Consider the following 17520-nt stretch of genomic DNA (forward strand, 5'->3'; position numbering starts at 1 on the left):
GATCCGGTCGGACAATGGTCAATAGCGAACAAAAGGGATGTTCACGTCGAGGCGATACGGGAGGAGCGGTCATGAGCGAGCGTATGGAAGTCGACGCCCACCCTCAGGTCGCGCTGGTGACGGGAGCGACCTCCGGCATCGGCAAAGCGGTCGCGCTCAGGCTGGCGGAGGACGGCTTCAATGTCGTGCTGCACGGCCGTGACCAGGCGCGCGGGGCAGCGGCGGTCGAAGCGATCGAGAAGGCCGGCGCCGGCGCGCGGGCCGGCGGTCACGGTGGCCACGGGCGGTTCGTCGCGGCCGATCTGAGCGTCGCGGCCGATGTCGAGCGACTCGCCGCCGAGGCCGGCCGAGTCGATGTGCTGGTGAACAACGCCGGTTTCGGCTGGTTCGGCGCCACGGCGGACCTCCCCCCTGACACGTTCGACGCGCTGTTCGCGACCAATGTACGAGCCGCGTACTACCTGGTGGCGGCGGTGGCGCCCGGCATGGTGGAGCGCGGCAGCGGCAACATCATCAACCTCGGCAGCATGGCCGGGCAGATCGGACTGGACGGCAGCGCCGCCTACAGCGCGACGAAAGCCGCGCTCGCGGCACTCACCCGTGCGTGGGCAGTGGAATTCAGCCCCAGTGGCGTACGCGTCAACACCATCGCCCCCGGCCCGGTGGTGACGGCGGCGGTACCCGAGATCGTCGAGCGACTGGGCAGAACGACCCTGCTGAACCGGCCGGCGCAGGCCGACGAGATCGCCGACGTCATCGCCTTCCTGGTGTCCCCCGAGGCCGGCTACATCACCGGCGCCATGATCCCGGTGGACGGCGGGCGCGGCGCGGTCTAGGGCCGCGCCCCCCGCCCGGACCCCGTCCGACAGGTCCCCACGGGTTCCCGCCGCCGGGCCGCAAGCCAGGGGGCGGGGAGGCCGGGACGCGTCGGCTCGCCATAGGCTCACCGCATGGTGCGGAGCAGAGCGGAAGACGTCGACGGGTATCTGACCGAGGTGCCGGAGGAGCGCAGGGAGACCCTGGCCAGGCTGCGGCAGCTGTGCCGGGCCGAGCTCGGGGGGTTCGACGAGGTCATGGCGTACGGCATGCCCGCGTACGAGCGGGACGGCGCGGCCGAGATCGCCTTCGCCAGCCAGAAGCAGTACATCTCCTTCTACCTCATGCGCGGCGATGTCCGGGAGGCGTTCGAGGAGCGGTTGGCGGGACAGGACATGGGCAAGGGCTGTCTGCGCTTCCGTAAACCGGAGCAGGTCGACTTCGACCTGGTACGCGACCTGCTGAGGGCTACCGCGGCCGCCCCGGGCCGGATCTGCTGACCGGCGGCCCGGTGTGGTGCCGGCCGATCGGGAGCATCAGGGGGCTGCCCGAGACAGGGTCCTCGATGATGTGGCAGTCGAGACCGAACGCGACGCGGACGTTCTCCTCCGTCAGTACCTCGGCCGGGGAACCGGCCGCGTGGAGCCGTCCGTTCGCGAGGGCGATGAGATGGTCCGCGTAGCGGGCGGCGAGGTTGAGATCGTGCAGGACCATGACGATGGTGGTGCCGCGCGTGTGGTTCAGGTCGGTCAGCAGGTCGAGCACCTCGATCTGATGGCTCGCGTCGAGGAACGTGGTCGGCTCGTCGAGCAGCAGCAGGTCGGTCTGCTGCGCGAGGGCCATCGCGATCCACACGCGCTGGCGCTGGCCCCCGGACAGCTCGTCCACGGACCGGTCGGCGAGCGTCACCGTCCGCGTGGCTTCCAGCGCCGATGCCACGGCGTCGTCGTCCTTCTCGTTCCAGCGGGAGAAGACACCCTGGTGCGGATGGCGCCCCCGGCCGACGAGGTCGGCGACGGTGATGCCCTCGGGGGCGACCGGTGACTGCGGCAACAGCCCGAGAGTGCGCGCCAGTTCCTTCGCGGGCAGCCGGTGGACCTCTTTGCCGTCCAGTACGACGCGGCCCTCGCGGGGTGCGAGCAGACGGGACATCGAGCGCAGAAGCGTCGACTTTCCACAGGCGTTCGCGCCGACGATCGCCGTGATCCCGCCGGGCGGGACGACGAGGTCGAGGGATTCGATGACGGTGCGCTCGCCGTAGCCGAGGGTGAGGCGCTCCGCCGACAGCGAGTGGGTCGTGGTCACAGCGAGCCTCCGGCCCGGTTGGTACGGATGATCAGATAGATGAGATAGGGCGCGCCGAGAACGCCGGTGACCACGCCGACCGGATAGCGGGAGTCGAAGGCGAACTGGCCGGTGAAGTCGGCGGTGAGCACGAGGAGGGAGCCGACGAGTCCGGCGGGTATCAGCAGGGAACCGCCCGGCCCGGCGATCCTGGCCGCGAGGGGACCGGAGAGGAACGCCACGAACGCGATGGGCCCGGCAGCCGCCGTCGCGAAGGCGATCAGGCCGACGGCGGCGATGATCACCGTGACGCGGGTGCGTTCCACACGCACCCCGAGGGCGGAGGCGGTGTCGTCGCCGAGCCGCATCGCGGAGAGGTCGCGCGACTGTGACAGCAGTACGGGACAGAGCACGGCCAGGGCCGCGAGGGTGGGGACGGTTTGTTCCCACGTCGTCCCGTTGAGACTGCCGGTCAGCCAGCGTGTCGCCTCTTGGAGGTCCCACTCCGCGGCCTGGGACAGGACGTAGGAGATGACGCTGTCGAGCATCGCGGAGATCCCGATGCCGATCAGGATGAGCCGAGTCCCGACGACTCCGTCCCTGAATGCCAGGGCGTACACCAGCATCGCCACGGCGAGAGCGGCGACGATCGCGAGGGCCGACACCGCGGTCTCACCGAGCGACAGTGTGACGATCGCGATGGCCGCCGCGGCGCTCGCGCCGGAGCTGATACCGATGATGTCGGGGCTGGCGAGCGGGTTGCGGAGCATGGTCTGGAAGGTGACACCGGCCAGACCGAAGCTGAACCCCGCGGTCACGGCGAGGACCGCCCGCGGCAGCCGCAAGCGCCCGACGGTGAAGGACGCCCCGGGCACCTGCTCGCCGAGGATCACCCGGACCACGTCGCCGGGCGGGTAGAACGTCTGCCCGGCCATCAGGGTCACGGCGAACACGCCGACGACCAGGACGGCCAGCACCAGGACCACGCGGCGTCGCCGGGACACCCGGCGTCTCCGGCCCCGGGCGAGGTCGTCGCGGGTCGGCGGCCGGGTGAGGACATGGGCGCTCACAGGGCACGCACCTTCTGTCGGCGGACGATGTAGATGAAGAACGGGGCGCCGATCAGAGCCGTCACGATCCCCACGTCGATCTCCGCGGGGCGGGCCACCACCCGGCCGACCACATCGGCGGCGGTGAGCAGCGCAGCGCCCAGCAGCACCGAGTAAGGCAGCAGCCAGCGGTGGTCCACGCCGACCAGCAGACGACAGGTGTGCGGGACGACGAGACCGACGAATCCGATCGGCCCGGCCACCGCGGTCGACGCGCCGCACAGCACGACGGCGCCGAGTGCGGCCACGGCCCGTGCCACGGCGACGCGTTCGCCGAGTCCGGCCGCGAGCTCGTCGCCCAGCGCGAGCGAGTTCAGCGCGCGTGCCGACAGCAGGCAGATGGCGAAACCCACGACAAGGAAGGGCAGCACCTGCCCGATCCGGTCGAAGGACGCTCCGCCCACGCCGCCGATCTGCCAGAGCCTGAAGCTTCCGGCGATGTCGTTGCGAGGCAGGATGACGGCGCTGACGAGTGAGGCGAACGCGGCCGATGTGGCGGCGCCGGCGAGCGCGAGTTTGAGGGGCGTGGCACCCCCGCGCCCGATCGTCCCGACCGTGTACACGAACACGGCCGAGAGCGCGGCACCTCCCATCGCGACCCAGACATAGCCGGTCGGCGAGGTGAGCCCGAAGAACGCGACCCCCGTGACAACGGCGAGCGACGCCCCCATGTTCACCCCCAGGATGCCCGGGTCGGCGAGCGGGTTGCGGGTCACGCCCTGCATGACGCCGCCGGCCAGGCCGAGCGCCGCACCGATCACGGCCGCGAGCACCGTACGGGGTATCCGCTTGGTGGCAGCGGCCTGCTCCAGGGTCGCGTCCGCGCCCCCGAGCGCCGCCCGGACATCGGACCAGGCCACATCCCGTGAGCCCAGGGCGATGGAAGCCACCATGATCGCGGCCAGCGCCACAACCGCGGCAAGGAACCACAGCGTCCGGACGCGCGCCGGACGCCGCACCACGGCGGCGTCCGGCAGGCGTCGGGTGCCGGCCGTCGTCACTTGACCTTGTCCGCGGCCTCCGCGAGCGCCGCGACGTAGTCGTCGAGCACCCACGAGATCGACAGAGGTGTCGGGTTCGCCGCGGTTCCCAAGGGGGAGCTGCCGGGCAGGAGATATGTCGAGTCGCGCTCGACGGCGGGGATCTTCGACAGCAGGGGGTCCTTCTTGAGCGTCTTGATCAGATCGCCCTTCTCATCGCCGTAGCCGGTGATGATGTCGACGTCGTCGAACACGTCGATCTGTTCGGCGCTCTGCGTCAGGGCGAACTTGTCCGTGCCCTCGGAGGCTTTCGCGATGCTGCCCGGGATCTTCAGCCCGAGGTCCTCGAAGAAGAGCGTCCGTGTGTCGTGGGCCGTGTAGAAGCCGACCTTGCTGACGTCGTTGGGGTCGACATGCGTCATGAACATCGCCGACTTCCCCTTGAGCTGGGGGTACTTCGCGACGGTCTTCTTGATGTCCCCCTCAAGGTCGGTGATCAGTTTCTCGCCCTCGTCGGCGAGCCCGATCGCCTTGCTGTTCGTCCGGATGATCTCGCGCCACGGCGTCGCCCAGGCGGCGTCCGGATACGCCACCACGGGGGCGATGTCGCTCAATGTCTCGTAGTCCTGCTCGGTCAGGCCCGAGTAGGCGGCCAGGATCACATCCGGCTTCGTGTCGGCCACGGCCTCGAAGTCGATCCCGTCGGTCTCGTTGAACAGCACGGGCGTATCGGCGTGGAGTTCGTCGAGCCGCTTCTCGACCCAGGGCAGGACCCCGTCGCCGTCGTCATCGCCGAAGTTCGCCGCCGCCATGCCGACGGGTACGACGCCGAGCGCCAGCGGCACCTCGTGATTGGCCCAGTTCACCGTGGCGACGCGCTTCGGCTTCGACGGGATGGTCGTCGTGCCGAGGGCGTGCTCGACCGTCAGGGGGAACGCGCCCGAAGGGCTCTTCTCGTCCCCGTCCTCGGCGGCGGGCGGACCACCGCAGGCGGCGAGTCCCAGCAGGGTGGCCGCCACGGTGAGCAGGCGCAGGCGATGTGAACGCATCGATTCTTACTCCACTTCCGGATACCAGGGGTGCCGGTCCTCGCACGTCTGGGGCCCGGGATGCCGTCGTGGAGTGGTGCACCGTACGCAAGCCAGTTAGGTAAGGCTTGCCTTCGCACTCTAGAAGAGGTCGCCCTGTGTCGCAATCGACCATATGAGACACCTGTTGTAGCGATCGGGACACGCGCCCGGTGTCCCTGGCGCCGGACGCTCAGCGCGCCCGGAAGACTCCCGGGGTGAGCCCGGTCGTGCGCCGGAAGGCCGCGCCGAACGCGCTCGCCGACCGGTAGCCCACCTGCTCCGCGACGGCCTCGACGTCCCAGCCCCGGGTGAGCAGCGCGACCGCGTACTGTGCGCGTACGGCCGCCACCCAGCGCGCGAAGCTCATGCCCGTCTCGGCGTTGAACGCCCGGGTGATCGTGCGGGGACTCACGCCGAGCGCGGACGCCCAGTCCGTGAGCGTCCGCGGGTCACCCGGATCCTCGCGCACCGCCTCGGCGATCGGGCGCAGCAGGGCGGACGTGGGTACGTGCAGGAGCAGTTCGCGCGGCGACGGTGCGAGCACGTCGAGCACCAGCACCTCGGTCGCCGCCCGCGAGTGGTCGGGGAGGGCAGGATCACCGAGTCGTTCCAGCAGCAGCCGCAGGAGTGGAGTGATCTCGACGGCCACGGGTGTGTCGGAGATCGAGGAGATGGTGCCGGAGCCGAAGAAGCTCGCGCGGAACCAGGTGCCGGCGACCGCCGAGCCGGAGTGTGGTGTGCCCGCCGGCATCCACAACCCCAGCGTGGGGGTGACCGTCCAGGCCCGCGCGCCGACCACGGCCGTGGACGCGCCACGCTCGTTCCAGAGCAACTCGTGGAAGGGGTGGGAGTGTTCGTCCCAGACGGTGTCGTGTTCGACGACCTCGTCGTACCCCTGGATGACGAAGGCCGCCTCCACCGAGCCGGCCGCGAGGACCGGCAGCGATCTGGTCACCCTGGTCATGCGCGCACCTCGCCCGGACGGCGACGGACGGCACGGGGGATGAATCGCATTCCCTCACCCTAAACGGCGGTCGGATACGCGATGGCGCCCTAGTGGCCAATGCCATTTGCCTAGGAGTCCTAGGTAGATGCATAATCGATTCAGGCTCATGGAAGGATGGCCATGGTGAGAGCTGGGCTGACAGCGGAACGCCTCGCACAGGCGGGGGCGGAACTGGCCGACCAGGTCGGTTTCGAGAAAGTGACCGTTTCGGCGCTCGCCCGGCGGTTCGGTGTCAAGGACGCGAGTCTGTACTCGCACCTGAAGAACTCCCAGGACCTCAAGACCCGGATCGCTCTGCTGGCCCTGGCGGAACTCGCCGACCGGGTCGCCGCCGCACTGGCGGGACGGGCGGGCAAGGACGCTCTGGCGGCCTTCGCGAACGCCTACCGCGACTACGCCCGGGAGCATCCCGGCCGCTATGAAGCGGCGCGGCTCAGGCTCGACCCGGAGACGGCCGCCGCCAGCGCCGGCGGCAGGCACGCGCAGATGACGCGGGCGATCCTGCGCGGCTACGACCTGACGGAGCCGGACCAGACCCACGCGGTCCGGCTGCTGGGCAGTGTCTTCCACGGCTACGTCAGCCTGGAGACGGCCGGAGGCTTCAGCCACAGCGCCCCGGACTCGGAGGAATCCTGGTCACGGGTACTGGACGCGCTCGACGCCCTGCTCCGGAACTGGCCCGCACCATGAACCCGGCCGTCACGGCAACCACCGTCACGGCATCCACCGGCCGCGGACGCACTCCTCGGACACCCTTCGGACCATCGGATCAACAGGCGGAGAAATGACCACCGAACACAACGGGATCACCCCGTCCATCACCCCGTCCATCACCACGCCCATCACCGCGGACATCCTGCGCGGTGCCCTCGACCTGGAACACACCGCGCACGGCGTCCTGCCGCACCGGCTGCCCGCGCGGGCCCGCGCCCAGTACTCCGACGCACAGCTCGCCATGGTCGAGTCCCAGCCCTCCGGCGTCCGGCTGGCCTTCCGTACCGGCGCCACCGTCATAGAACTCGACGTGCTGCCCACCAAGCGGGTCTACGTGGGCGCCCCGCCCCGCCCCGACGGTGCCTACGACCTGCTGGTCGACGCACGCCCGGCCGGCCGGGCCAGTGTGACCGGCGGCAACACCCTGACCATCGACATGAGCACGGGGAGCGCCGAGCACCGGCCGGGCCCCGTCGGCACGCTCCGCTTCGCCGACCTGTCCGACGGCGTCAAGGACATCGAGATCTGGTTGCCGCACAACGAGACCACCGAACTCGTCGCCCTGCGCACCGACGCTCCGGTCGAGCCCGCACCGGACCGGGGCCGCAAGGTATGGCTGCACCACGGCAGTTCGATCAGCCACGGCTCCGACGCCGCGAGCCCCACCACCACATGGCCGGCGCTGGCCTCCTCCCTCGGCGGTGTGGAGCTGATCAATCTGGGTCTGGGCGGCAGCGCCCTGCTGGACCCGTTCACCGCCCGCGCCCTGCGGGACACCCCGGCCGACTTCATCAGCGTCAAGATCGGTATCAACCTGGTCAACGCCGACCTGATGCGCCTGCGCGCCTTCACACCCGCCGTCCACGGCTTCCTCGACACCATCCGAGAAGGCCACCCCACCGCACCGCTGCTGGTCGTCTCGGCCATCCTGTGCCCCATTCATGAGGACACCCCGGGACCCAGCGCGCCGGACTTCAGCGCCCTCAGCGAGGGGAAGCTCCGGTTCCGTGCCACGGGCGACCCCGAGGAACGGGCGGCCGGGAAGCTGACGCTCAAGGTCATCCGGGACGAACTGGCCCGCATCGTGGAGCAGCGGGCGGCCGAGGACCCGAACCTGCACTACCTGGACGGCCGTGACCTCTACGGCGAGGCCGACGCCGCCGAGTCGCCGCTGCCCGACCAGCTCCACCCGGACGCCGCCACCCACCACCTCATCGGTGAGCGCTTCGCCCGGCTGGTCTTCGCGTCCCCCGGACCCTTCGCGTCCCCCGGGCCGTTCGCGTCCCCCGGGCCGTTCGCGGACCGCGGCGGCGCATGAGGCATCTCAGGATCATGTCAGCGAAATCTCAGGCGGGTTCGGCAGAATCATCAGCACCGAAGGGAACGGGGGAGACCCCGCCCCGGAGGTGGGGAGAGGTACCCGAAGCGGCCCAACGGGGTTCTGGGGAAATCCGGACCGGGTGAAAGCCCTCGCAGGTTCGAATCCTGCCCTCTCCGCACAACGACGGCCCGGCCGCCGCCCGATGAGGGCGGCGGCCGGGCCGCTGGCATGGGGGAGGCGAGGCGCGGACGCGCACCTCGCCTCCCCCGCGTTCAGGCGTTCTTGCGCCAGACCAGGACGGCTGTCACCGCCAGCAGCGCGATCGCCGCGATATCGATCCGTGCCACGCGCATCGTCGCGTCGTTGAGCGCCGGCGTGGAGTACGCGAGCAGGAGGAACGACCCCATGCTGACGGCGCCGCCGACGAGGGCGGGCACCCGCATCGACGGGATGAACGCCGCGCAGAGCAGGGCGATTCCGACGAGTCCGAGCAACACCGCGCGATGCCGCAGAAGCACCGTCAGATCAGCGGAGTCGGGTCCGTCGATCGACACCCCGTAGGCCGTCGCTATCTGGGACGGCGCCAGTGCCACGACTCCGGGCAGGAGGTTCACCGCACCGACGACGACGAAGAGCGCGGTGGTGAGTCGGTCGGTCCACATGTGATGTCCGTTCAACAAGAGGAACAAGAGGAACAAGAGGAAGGAATGATCGGGGTGTTGGTTAGCATGCCCGCATGCGACCGGCGCTGCTTTCAGAAACGTGCCGTGACCAGGCCGCGTTGTGGTTGTGGCCGGGGCACGCGCTGTATGTCGGACCGTCCTTCGAGCTGGACGTCCACTCCGGTGCGGTGAGCTGTCTGGCGGTGGGTCTCGACGGGGAGTTCACGGTCCGGCTGGAGCACGGCCCGGCCCAGGTGGTCCGTACGGCACTGGTGGCGGCGCGCGTGCGGCACCGGATCGTGGCCGACGGGGGCCGGATGGCCTTCTGCTATCTGGACCCGGCGTCCGCGCGGGAGCGGGCGTGCCGCCGGCTGATGAGCGGTGGCGCCGAGCCGGCCCGGGACCACGAGCACGAGCGCGAACTGGCGTCGACGGCCGCGCTGCTGGACCGGGACGCGCCGCTGTCGGCCGTCCGGCAGTGGCTGGATCTCGCCGGCCGGGACGGCCTCTCCGGCCGCCGGGACCCACGCGTCCAGCGGGCGACCCGCCGGCTCGCCGAGAGGTCCGGACAGCGGCTGCCGGCGGCCGAACTCGCGGCGGAGGCGGGTCTGTCCGTCTCGGCCTTCCTTCGGCTGTTCCGGGCCGAGACGGGCACGACGTTCCGTCGGTACCGGATGTGGACGCGCATGGTGAGGGTGGCGACTCTGCTGGACACCTGGCCCGATCTGAGCACGGCGGCCGTCGAGTCGGGTTTCGCCAGTCCGTCGCATTTCAGCAGTGCGTTCCACGCGATGTTCGGCCTGCGGCCCAGCAGTCTGTTCTCCCCTCGCCTGACGATCACGGTCGCCGGATGGTCCGCCGACGGCATCGGGCAGCCGGACCGAGCACCGAGCGCCGTCGGGTAGACCCGCCCGGTGCGGGAGACCCGGCCTCATGGTGTGCGGCGGGCTTCCCGGTCCATGCTCCGGAGATAGGCCCGGAGAAGTCCTCTGGCCGGGCGCGCGGTGAGCGGGACCCGTGGGGCCCGGTCACGGTGCCAGGGGTAGTGGGCGGGGCCCCGGGACGCCGAGGGGTCCTCGACAAGGGACTCCGCGACATGGGATCCATGGGCCACCGACATGGCCAGACCATGACCGCAGCAGCCACCGATGTACCAGACGTCCGGGTGGCCGCCGACGCGGCCGACCACCGGCAGATCGTCGATGGTCATGCCTATCTGCCCCGACCAGCGGTGGCTGACCGGGACATCGGCGAGGCCCGGGTGCAGCCGGCGCAGCCGCTCCTCCAGCCAGGTCCAGGTGGCGGTGCGCAGCGCGGCGGCGCGGTCGGCACGCAGCCCCGGCAGATGGACGGCCCCGCCGCCGCCCACCACCAGGCGGCCGTCGTGGGTGAGACGGAAGTACGGCGCCAGGGACATGCTGTCGACGAGGGCCGTTCCGGTGCGGCCCCCCAGCGCTTCGTGGGCCTCGGGGCCCAGCGGGGCGGTGGCGATGGCGTGCACCTGAAGGGGCAGGACCGTGCCGACGGGCAGCCCGAGATGTCCTGCCGCCGCGTTGACGGCGAGAACGGCCTTGCGGGCCCGCAGCGTACCGCTGGGAAAGAGCAGTTCGGTGGGCGTGTCACCACTGCCGGGATGTATGCCGCGCAGGGGACTGTCGTCGTGGAACCGGACCCCCTTCGCGGCGCAGGCCGCCGCCAGCGCACCGCTCAGGGCGGCCGGATCGAGGGTGGCGGCGGAGCGGTGGAGCAGCCCCGCGTGGTACGGGACGTCCAGGCGCTCGCGGATGTCGGCGGCCGACAACACCGGGACATCCAGGCCGAGCTCCTGATACGCCCGCGCCTGCCGGGCGAGCGACGCCAGGCCGGACGCGGTACGGGTCGCCACGATCTGCTCGCCCGCGCGCATCCCGCACGGCGTGCCCAACTCCTCGGTCAGCGCGATCACTCGCTCGACCGCGGTGACGGACGCCAGATACATGCGCCGCGCCATCGAAGGGCCGTAGCGGCGGGCGGCCCGGTCGATGGCCGGACCGACCCGGGGCCCGAGGAGGCCGGTGCCCCGGCCGCTGGCCCCGGCCGCCGGATGCCGGGCGTCCACGACGACGACATCCAGCGAGGGATCGCGTTCCATCAGGTGGTAGGCGGTGGACAGGCCGGCCAGCCCGGCTCCGACCACGGCGACGTCGGCGGTGAGCCCGCCGGTCACCCGTGCGGCGGGTGCGCGGCCGGTGGCCCGGCCGGGGGAGTCTCCGGGGGAGGTGTCGGGTGCCCAGCAGGGCTCCTCCCGTACCGGGGCCGTCATCGCTTCCCCCCTTCCGCCAGGGTGTGGAAGGCGCGGTCGTGCCAGATCAGGGGCCGCCCGCCGGCCGTGTGCAGGGCGGCCACCCGCCCGACGACGAGGCAGTGGTCGCCGTACGCGCGTACCTCCTCGGTCCGGCAGACCGACCAGGCGAAGGTGTCGGCGAGCACAGGTGCGCCGAGCACCTCCTCGTACGATTCGGCGGCGAACCGCTCGGCGGGGGTGGCGGTGGAGAACAGCCGTGCCCGGCCGCTCTGTTCCTCGTGCAGCAGATGCACCGCGAAGGCGGAACCGGGCCTGATCGCGGCGAGCGTACGCGAGGTGTGGGACAGGCAGACGAGCAGCAGCGGAGGGTCGGCCGAGAGAGAGGTGACCGTCGAGACGGTCGTTCCCACCGGCCCGTCGTCCGAGGGCGCCGTGACCACGGCGATACCGGAGGCGAGGCCGGCGTAGAAGTCCAGGCAGAGTTGGGCGGCGGGAACGGACGTCTGATCCACTTCCGGCCCGCCGGTACGCGCACCGGCTATGACGGGCTGCATCATGGGGCTCCTTCCTGTCCGGTTTCTTGTCTTCTGTTCCGGCGACCCGGAGGCGGGAGGGCATGGCGAAGCCGACAGCCCGCGGAACCGCGCCCCACAGGTGGGCGGCGCTACTTCGCAACAGGGCCTCTGCGCGGCAGGACCTTGTGCGCCGGGAGGGGCACTAGGTCCTGTCCGACTCCAGGGCGTCCCGCAGCGCGACGAGCGTGGTGCGCATGGTGGCCCGGTTGCGGGCTCTGCGGCGTACGACACCGGTCACCAGCGGGGTGACGGCCGTGAGCAGCATGCCAAACGGGCCGGAGCGGCGGTCCCGCCACTCCTCCCGCACCTCGCATCCTTCGGGCAACGGCGTGAAGCGGTACGTCCAGCCCGCCACCGCGATACCGAGGAAGCTCACATGGAAGGCGAAGGCACGGCCGGGATCGGCCTGGACCACCCGGCACAGAGTGGGCCACGGCAGCCAGCGGGCGCGGTTGCGCCCGATGAAGCGCATGCCCGTCCTGGCCGGGCCGCCCCGTCCGATGATCCACGCGCCACGGCACTCCGGGCTCCACTCACCCATCCGCGCCACATCGCTGACCGCCGCGTAGGCGGTCTCCGGCGGTACGCGGATGACGATGCTCTCGGATATCCGTGAGGGGGAGTCGGACTCCGGTGGTATCGAGGCGGTCTGGTCGGTCACTACGGGGCCGTCCCTTTCATGCTGACCGTACTTTCGGCTTGTACGGGTACGGGTGTGTCGTCGGTGGTGCCCTGACCGGCGAAGGCGGGCCCCGGGGTGTGCGAACGGCCCGGCAGCCACCAGTTCCAGCGGCTCATCAGCCGCATGGACGCCGGGACGATCAGGAGCCGGATGACGGTCGCGTCGAGCGCGATCGCCAGGGCCATGCCCAGGCCCAGCTGCTGCATCGGCAGGATGCCGGTGAACGCGAACGCCGCGAAGACCGCGACCATGAGGACCGCCGCGCCGGAGATCAGCGGCATCGTGGCGGACATGCCTCGCGCCACGCTGCCGATGTCGTCCCCGGTGGCGAGGTAGTCCTCGCGGACCCGGCTGAGCAGGAAGACCTCGTAGTCCGTGCTGAGGCTGAACAGCAGGGTGACCAGCAGTACGGGGACGAAGTTGGTGAGATGGCCGTCCACGTCGAAGCCGAACAGCCCGCTTCCCAGCCCGTCCTGGAAGACCAGGACCAGCACCCCGTAGGTGGCGCCCACGGAGAGCAGGTTCATGGCGATGGCCTTGAGCGGCAGGAACAGGGAGCGGAAGGTGAGAAGCAGCAGCAGATAGATGACGGCGAGCATGGTCGCGATGACCGGCATCAGCCCGTCCTCGATCACCTTGTTCGCGTCGACGCCCTCGGCGGTCTCCCCGCCGACGTTCACCCGCCAGCCTCCGCCGCCCGCCGTGAGGCCGGCGGCCTCGGCGCGTACGGACGCGAGCAGGTCCCGCACCGCGTCGGAGGAGGCGGTGTCGTCGCCCACCACCTCGATGAGCGCGGTCCTGCCGTCCCGGGACACGAAGTGCCCCACCGTGCCACGGGCGTCGGCGGGCAGCCGGTCCAGCGATTCCAGGACCGCGAACGGCCGGTCCCGGCCGGCCTGGCGGAGCGTGCCGATCGCCGAGTCGGTCCGTACCACCCCGGGCAGTCCGGCGACGCTGTCGTGGAACCGCAGCAGCTGTGCCACGTCCGCGTCGGAGCGCCGCTGGAGCGGTTCGTCCGACTCGACGACCACCTGGATCGGGGCGGCGCTGCCCACCCCGAACTCGTCCCTGGCCGCGTCGTACCCCTGGCGCACCGCCGCTTCCGCCGGTACGACCCGGGCGTCCGGGGTGAAGGTGTCCAGGCGCACGGCGGGGACGGCGAGCGCGGTCAGTGCCGCGACACCGACGACCAGGAACAGCACGGGGCGGCGCATGACCGCGTGGGTCACGGCGACCCAGCCACCACCGGACCGGGCGCCGCCCGCCTCGCGGCGGCCGATCCGGCCCCACTCGATCCGGGACCCCAGCAGATGCAGCAGTACGGGCAGCAGCAGCACACTGGTGAGAACGGAGAAGGCGACCACCACCACGACGCCGAGAGCCATCGACTGGATGACGCTCAGATCCACCAGGAAGAGGGTGGACATGGCGGCCACGATCGTGATGCCGGAGGCCACGACGGTCTCGCCCGACGTTCGCAGCGTCCGCGCGAGCGCGCGCTCGCGGTCCTCCCGGGAGAGCGGTCCGCCACCGGGAGGCAGCTCACTCTTGAAACGCATGATCATGAAGAGCGAATAGTCCACGCCCACGCCGAGACCGAGCATCGTGGCGGCGTTCTGCACGAACACCGAAAGCTCGGTCCGCCGGGCGACGAGCGCGAGCACCGCGAGGGCGAAGACCACCGAGGTGACCCCGACCAGCAGGGCGGCGAGCGCGGCGGCCACGCTGCGGAAGAGCAGCAGCAGGACCAGGAGGATCAGGGGCAGGGTGACCAACTCGGCGATGATCAGCCCGCGTTCGCTCAGATGGTTCACCTCGCCCCACAGCGCGGCCTGGCTCACCAGGGACACCCGCAGCCCCCGCGGCTCGTACTCCTGGCCGATCCTGTCCTGGATGTCGGGCAGCAGGCGGCGGGCGGTGCCGTCGTCCAGCTCGGAGCCGACACGGACCAGCGCGGTACGGTCGTCCTCGCCGAGGAAGGCGGCGCGCGCCCGGTCGCCGGTGAGCGTGGTGTATCCGTAGCCGCCCGTGGCCTTGAGGGCGTCGTCCCGGAGGACGGCCTCGGCGGCGTCCCGTACCCGCGTCTCGAACGCCGGATCGCCGGCCCGGTACCGGGTGTCCTTGATCACCAGGGTCAGGGAGGTGGCGCCGCGCCCGTCGAATCCGTCGGTCAGCCGCTCGGCGGCGACGGCGGAGCCCGACCCAGGCACATACCACCCGCCGCCGCTGAGCAGACCGGGCAGCGGAGCGGCCTGCCAGCCGGCGACCACCAACAGCAGCAGCCACAGGACGGCGAGCGGCCCCCGGTGACGACTGGTCACGCGGGACAGCCGCGTCGGTAACCGGGACCCGCCACGCCCGGCGGACGCCGCCGGGCCGGCCGGCCCGCCCGACACCGCGCCCGAAGACCCGTGGAGAGACTCCTCCACAGGTCCCTCGCGGGTCGGGTCGTGACGGTCTCTCATGCGCGGATCGCGATTCCGTGTTCGCGGTCGTCCGTCAGAATCTCCATCAGCGCGCGGTTGCTCGTGGTGAGACGCTGGCGCTTGCCGGTCGCCTTGTTGACCATCTCCAGCTCGCACCTGCCGATCTTGGTGTTCAGGCAGTGCTTGATGCCACCGGGAGGGTTGTAGTAATTGAGCCCGACGAAATCCTCGGGCGCCGCGGTGAAGCGGCCCCGGATGGCGACGGTCTCGTCGGAGCTGGTGAAGTCCCAGTAGAAATAGCCGAAGTCGGCCTTGGCCTTGAGCGCCTGCCGGGGCGCGGACAAGGAGTACTCGCGCTCCTCGTGGCGGAGCACCAGGAAAGTGATCTTGGGCGTCTTCACCGGGCCCACCAGCTTCGTACGGCCGGTGACGATCTCCAGGAAGCTGTCCGGGTGCTCGTCGAACCCGGCCACCTGACCGAAGGCGTAGTGATCGGTGTGCCGGCTGCCCCAGTTGTGGTTCTGGCTGCCGGTCCAGCCGTCGACATCGATCGTCTCGCCATCGACCGTCAGCTTGCCGCTGTAGGTCGACAGAGGGACCCCGACCAGGCTCTTGGCCTTGGGGAAACTTCCGGTGTACATGCCCGGCGGCAGCAGGAGCAGCGGCGGTTCGGAGCCCTCGTACGTCAGGTCCCAGCCGATATGACCGTTGGTACCGGCCGCCTCGCCCTTCAGGGCGCCCGTCTCCAGGACCCGGTCATGCACCCGGGCGCTGAACGAGTCGGGGCTGAAGTGGCACTCGGAGATCGGGTACTCCTCCTTGGCCACCACATGGCGTCCGGTCGTCCCGTCGAAGTAGATGGCCCACAGTTCACCGATGGCGGCCTGGGGCATGCCGGCGGGACTGAAGATCGTGTACCGGATCCAGAAGGCCCGGGGCTCCGTCGGGTGGTTGCCCCGCTGGTAGAAGCTCTCGTAGTGGCCGGCCTCCTGGCCCGGACGGTACTGCGTCCAGTTCAGGCGCTCCGCGTCCGCTGTGCTGGGGTCCAAGTTCATCGGGTCCGTCTTCCCATCCGATACCGGTACGTGTTGTGCGCTGTGCTGTGCTGTGACGCGCCGTGCTCGTGGTGGCGCCCGGCGCCGGTGCGCCACCCCTACGGAGCGCCGGACGCTCCCGTGCGCGCGTGCGCGGTCATCGACATCCCGTAGCGCGGCCGCAGGGTGATCGACGCCTGGTTGACCACCCGGTGCGAGGGCACATGCCGGAACTCGTACCGCCGTACCAGGGCGGCGAGCAGCAGATGTGCCTCCATCAGGGCGAAGTGCTTGCCTATGCAGAGATGCGGACCCGCGCCGAAGGGCATGTGCGCGAAGCGGTGCCGGCCCTTCTTGCCCTCGGCGGAGAAGCGGTCCGGATCGAAGCGCTCCGGATCGGTCCAGTGCCGCTCATGGCGGTGGATGTTGTAGAGATTGACCAGCAGCCGTGAGCCGGCCGGCACGCTGTGGCCCCCCAGCACGGTGTCCTTGAGCACCAGCCTGGGGACGATCGGCGCGGACGGGTACAGCCGCAGCGCCTCCTCGAAGACCTGGAGCGCGTACGGCATGGCCGCCAGGTCGTCCATGGTGGGCATACGGTCGCCGAGGACCTCGTCCACCTCGTCCTGTACCCGGCGCATCGCCTGGCGGTTGCCGGAGAGCAGATAGAAGGCCCAGGTGAGGGTGATCGCGGTGGTCTCGTGCCCGGCGCCGAAGGTGGTGATGACCTCGTCGCGCACCTCGCGGTCGCTCATGCCCTCGCCGGTGTCGGCGTCCCGTACGTCCAGCATCATGTCGAGCAGATCGGGCGGCCCGTCGCCCCGGGAGACACCGTCGGCGGCCGCCTTGCGGCGCTCCGCGATGATCCCGTACGTCATCTCGTCGATCCCCTTCATCACCTCCTGGAAGCGGCGGTTGCGCGGTGTGGGCCACTCGGTCGGCGGGCTGAAGGGGTTCTGCAGACGGTCGAAGGCGTAGTTGATGGCGACGTCGACGGCCTCCGGGCTGATGCCGTCCCTGGTCTGCTCGACATCGGTGCTGAACATGCACCGGCTGACGATGTCGAGCGTGACCCGCATCATCTCCTCGTGCACATCGACCACATCGCCGCTGCGATACGTCGCGGCCATATGGGTGACCTGATTCGCGGTCGACTCGGACATCGAGTCAAACATGCGCGCGATCGCCTGTTTGGTGTAAATGGGCTGCATCATGCGCCTGTTGCGCATCCAGCTCTCATGATCGTCGCTGGTGAGCAGCCCCTCACCGAGGATCAGCCGGAGCGGGTTGTCCGGGCCGAGCTTGCCGTAGGTCGCGCTGTCGGTAAGGACCTCACCGGCCAGCTCGGGGCTGGAGACGCCATGGACGACGACAGGACCGAGGCGGTAGCGGACCAGATCGCCGTGGTCGCGCCAGCCCTGGTGCATGGCGTCCAGGATGTCCTTGCGGAAGTCCAGCACGCTGCCCAGCACGGGCAGCCCGCGCGCCTCGGGCGCCGAGGGGGCCGACGCCCCGGACGGGGACGGTGCGGTGGCGGGTGAGCGTGTTGCCGTCATT

17 protein-coding genes and 1 pseudogene are annotated in these 17520 nt (G+C 70.7%); 6 read left to right on the forward strand and 12 right to left on the reverse strand.

Going from position 1 to position 17520, the window contains the following annotated elements; all coding sequences use genetic code 11:
* Nucleotides 1-71: 71 nt before the first annotated feature.
* The gene (locus tag M1203_RS08535; protein ID WP_249948926.1) at nt 72-836 is read left to right on the forward strand and encodes an SDR family NAD(P)-dependent oxidoreductase; all 765 of its coding nucleotides are present in this window, start codon (nt 72-74) and stop codon (nt 834-836) included.
* Nucleotides 837-950: 114 nt separating this feature from the next.
* The gene (locus M1203_RS08540; RefSeq protein ID WP_249948927.1) at nt 951-1316 is read left to right on the forward strand and encodes an iron chaperone; all 366 of its coding nucleotides are present in this window, start codon (nt 951-953) and stop codon (nt 1314-1316) included.
* Here M1203_RS08540 and M1203_RS08545 read toward each other — a convergent pair.
* The 5 genes from M1203_RS08545 to M1203_RS08565 all read right to left on the reverse strand — a co-directional run bounded on the left by M1203_RS08545 (nt 1285) and on the right by M1203_RS08565 (nt 6223).
* Nucleotides 1285-2121, reverse strand: coding sequence for an ABC transporter ATP-binding protein (locus M1203_RS08545; protein WP_249948928.1), 837 nt, complete (start codon nt 2119-2121; stop codon nt 1285-1287). The two genes, M1203_RS08540 and M1203_RS08545, sit on opposite strands and share 32 nt — an antisense overlap.
* Entirely contained in the window at nt 2118-3170 is a 1053-nt protein-coding gene (locus M1203_RS08550; RefSeq protein WP_249948929.1) for an iron chelate uptake ABC transporter family permease subunit, read from the reverse strand. The genes M1203_RS08545 and M1203_RS08550 overlap by 4 nt, the downstream gene beginning before the upstream one ends.
* Nucleotides 3167-4210: an iron ABC transporter permease gene (locus M1203_RS08555; protein ID WP_249948930.1), complete on the reverse strand. Its 1044-nt coding sequence runs from the start codon at nt 4208-4210 to the stop codon at nt 3167-3169. The genes M1203_RS08550 and M1203_RS08555 overlap by 4 nt, the downstream gene beginning before the upstream one ends.
* On the reverse strand, nt 4207-5238 hold the full coding sequence (locus M1203_RS08560; protein ID WP_249948931.1) for an iron-siderophore ABC transporter substrate-binding protein: 1032 nt from the start codon (nt 5236-5238) through the stop codon (nt 4207-4209). Before M1203_RS08560 ends, M1203_RS08555 begins: the two co-directional genes overlap by 4 nt.
* A gap of 211 nt (nt 5239-5449) precedes the next feature.
* The gene (locus tag M1203_RS08565; RefSeq protein WP_249948932.1) at nt 5450-6223 is read right to left on the reverse strand and encodes an AraC family transcriptional regulator; all 774 of its coding nucleotides are present in this window, start codon (nt 6221-6223) and stop codon (nt 5450-5452) included.
* Nucleotides 6224-6385: 162 nt separating this feature from the next.
* Between M1203_RS08565 and M1203_RS08570 the strand changes: the two genes are divergently transcribed.
* From M1203_RS08570 to M1203_RS08580, 3 genes and pseudogenes are all read left to right on the forward strand, one after another.
* Entirely contained in the window at nt 6386-6955 is a 570-nt protein-coding gene (locus M1203_RS08570) for a TetR/AcrR family transcriptional regulator (RefSeq protein ID WP_249948933.1), read from the forward strand.
* Between the two features lie 94 nt (nt 6956-7049).
* Nucleotides 7050-8297 carry a GDSL-type esterase/lipase family protein gene (locus M1203_RS08575; protein ID WP_249948934.1) on the forward strand — a complete coding sequence of 416 codons (1248 nt, stop codon included), beginning with the start codon at nt 7050-7052 and terminating at the stop codon, nt 8295-8297.
* 92 nt (nt 8298-8389) lie between these two features.
* Nucleotides 8390-8476 (forward strand): annotated as a pseudogene (locus M1203_RS08580).
* Nucleotides 8477-8572: 96 nt separating this feature from the next.
* On the opposite strand, the gene M1203_RS08585 reads toward M1203_RS08580, so the two are convergent.
* On the reverse strand, nt 8573-8962 hold the full coding sequence (locus M1203_RS08585) for a hypothetical protein (RefSeq protein ID WP_249948935.1): 390 nt from the start codon (nt 8960-8962) through the stop codon (nt 8573-8575).
* Nucleotides 8963-9036: 74 nt separating this feature from the next.
* Here M1203_RS08585 and M1203_RS08590 point away from each other — a divergent pair, with 74 nt between their 5' ends.
* Entirely contained in the window at nt 9037-9867 is an 831-nt protein-coding gene (locus M1203_RS08590) for an AraC family transcriptional regulator (RefSeq protein ID WP_249948936.1), read from the forward strand.
* A gap of 26 nt (nt 9868-9893) precedes the next feature.
* Here M1203_RS08590 and M1203_RS08595 read toward each other — a convergent pair whose 3' ends face one another.
* From M1203_RS08595 to M1203_RS08620, 6 genes are all read right to left on the reverse strand, one after another.
* On the reverse strand, nt 9894-11264 hold the full coding sequence (locus M1203_RS08595) for an FAD-binding oxidoreductase (protein ID WP_249948937.1): 1371 nt from the start codon (nt 11262-11264) through the stop codon (nt 9894-9896).
* A complete protein-coding gene (locus M1203_RS08600) occupies nt 11261-11803 on the reverse strand; it encodes a flavin reductase family protein (protein WP_249948938.1) in 543 nt (180 codons plus the stop codon). The genes M1203_RS08595 and M1203_RS08600 overlap by 4 nt, the downstream gene beginning before the upstream one ends.
* Before the next feature lie 160 nt (nt 11804-11963).
* Complete coding sequence (locus M1203_RS08605) at nt 11964-12482, reverse strand: SRPBCC family protein (protein WP_249948939.1); 519 nt, start codon at nt 12480-12482, stop codon at nt 11964-11966.
* Nucleotides 12482-14824: an MMPL family transporter gene (locus M1203_RS08610; protein WP_249948940.1), complete on the reverse strand. Its 2343-nt coding sequence runs from the start codon at nt 14822-14824 to the stop codon at nt 12482-12484. Before M1203_RS08610 ends, M1203_RS08605 begins: the two co-directional genes overlap by 1 nt.
* A 140-nt stretch (nt 14825-14964) precedes the next feature.
* Nucleotides 14965-15984, reverse strand: coding sequence for a hypothetical protein (locus M1203_RS08615; protein WP_249948941.1), 1020 nt, complete (start codon nt 15982-15984; stop codon nt 14965-14967).
* Between the two features lie 98 nt (nt 15985-16082).
* Nucleotides 16083-17519, reverse strand: a complete 1437-nt coding sequence (locus M1203_RS08620; protein WP_249948942.1) for a cytochrome P450 — start codon at nt 17517-17519, stop codon at nt 16083-16085.
* Between the last annotated feature and the right edge of the window lies 1 nt (nt 17520).

This window comes from Streptomyces sp. 35G-GA-8, from assembly GCF_023534745.1.
Lineage (GTDB): Bacteria > Actinomycetota > Actinomycetes > Streptomycetales > Streptomycetaceae > Streptomyces.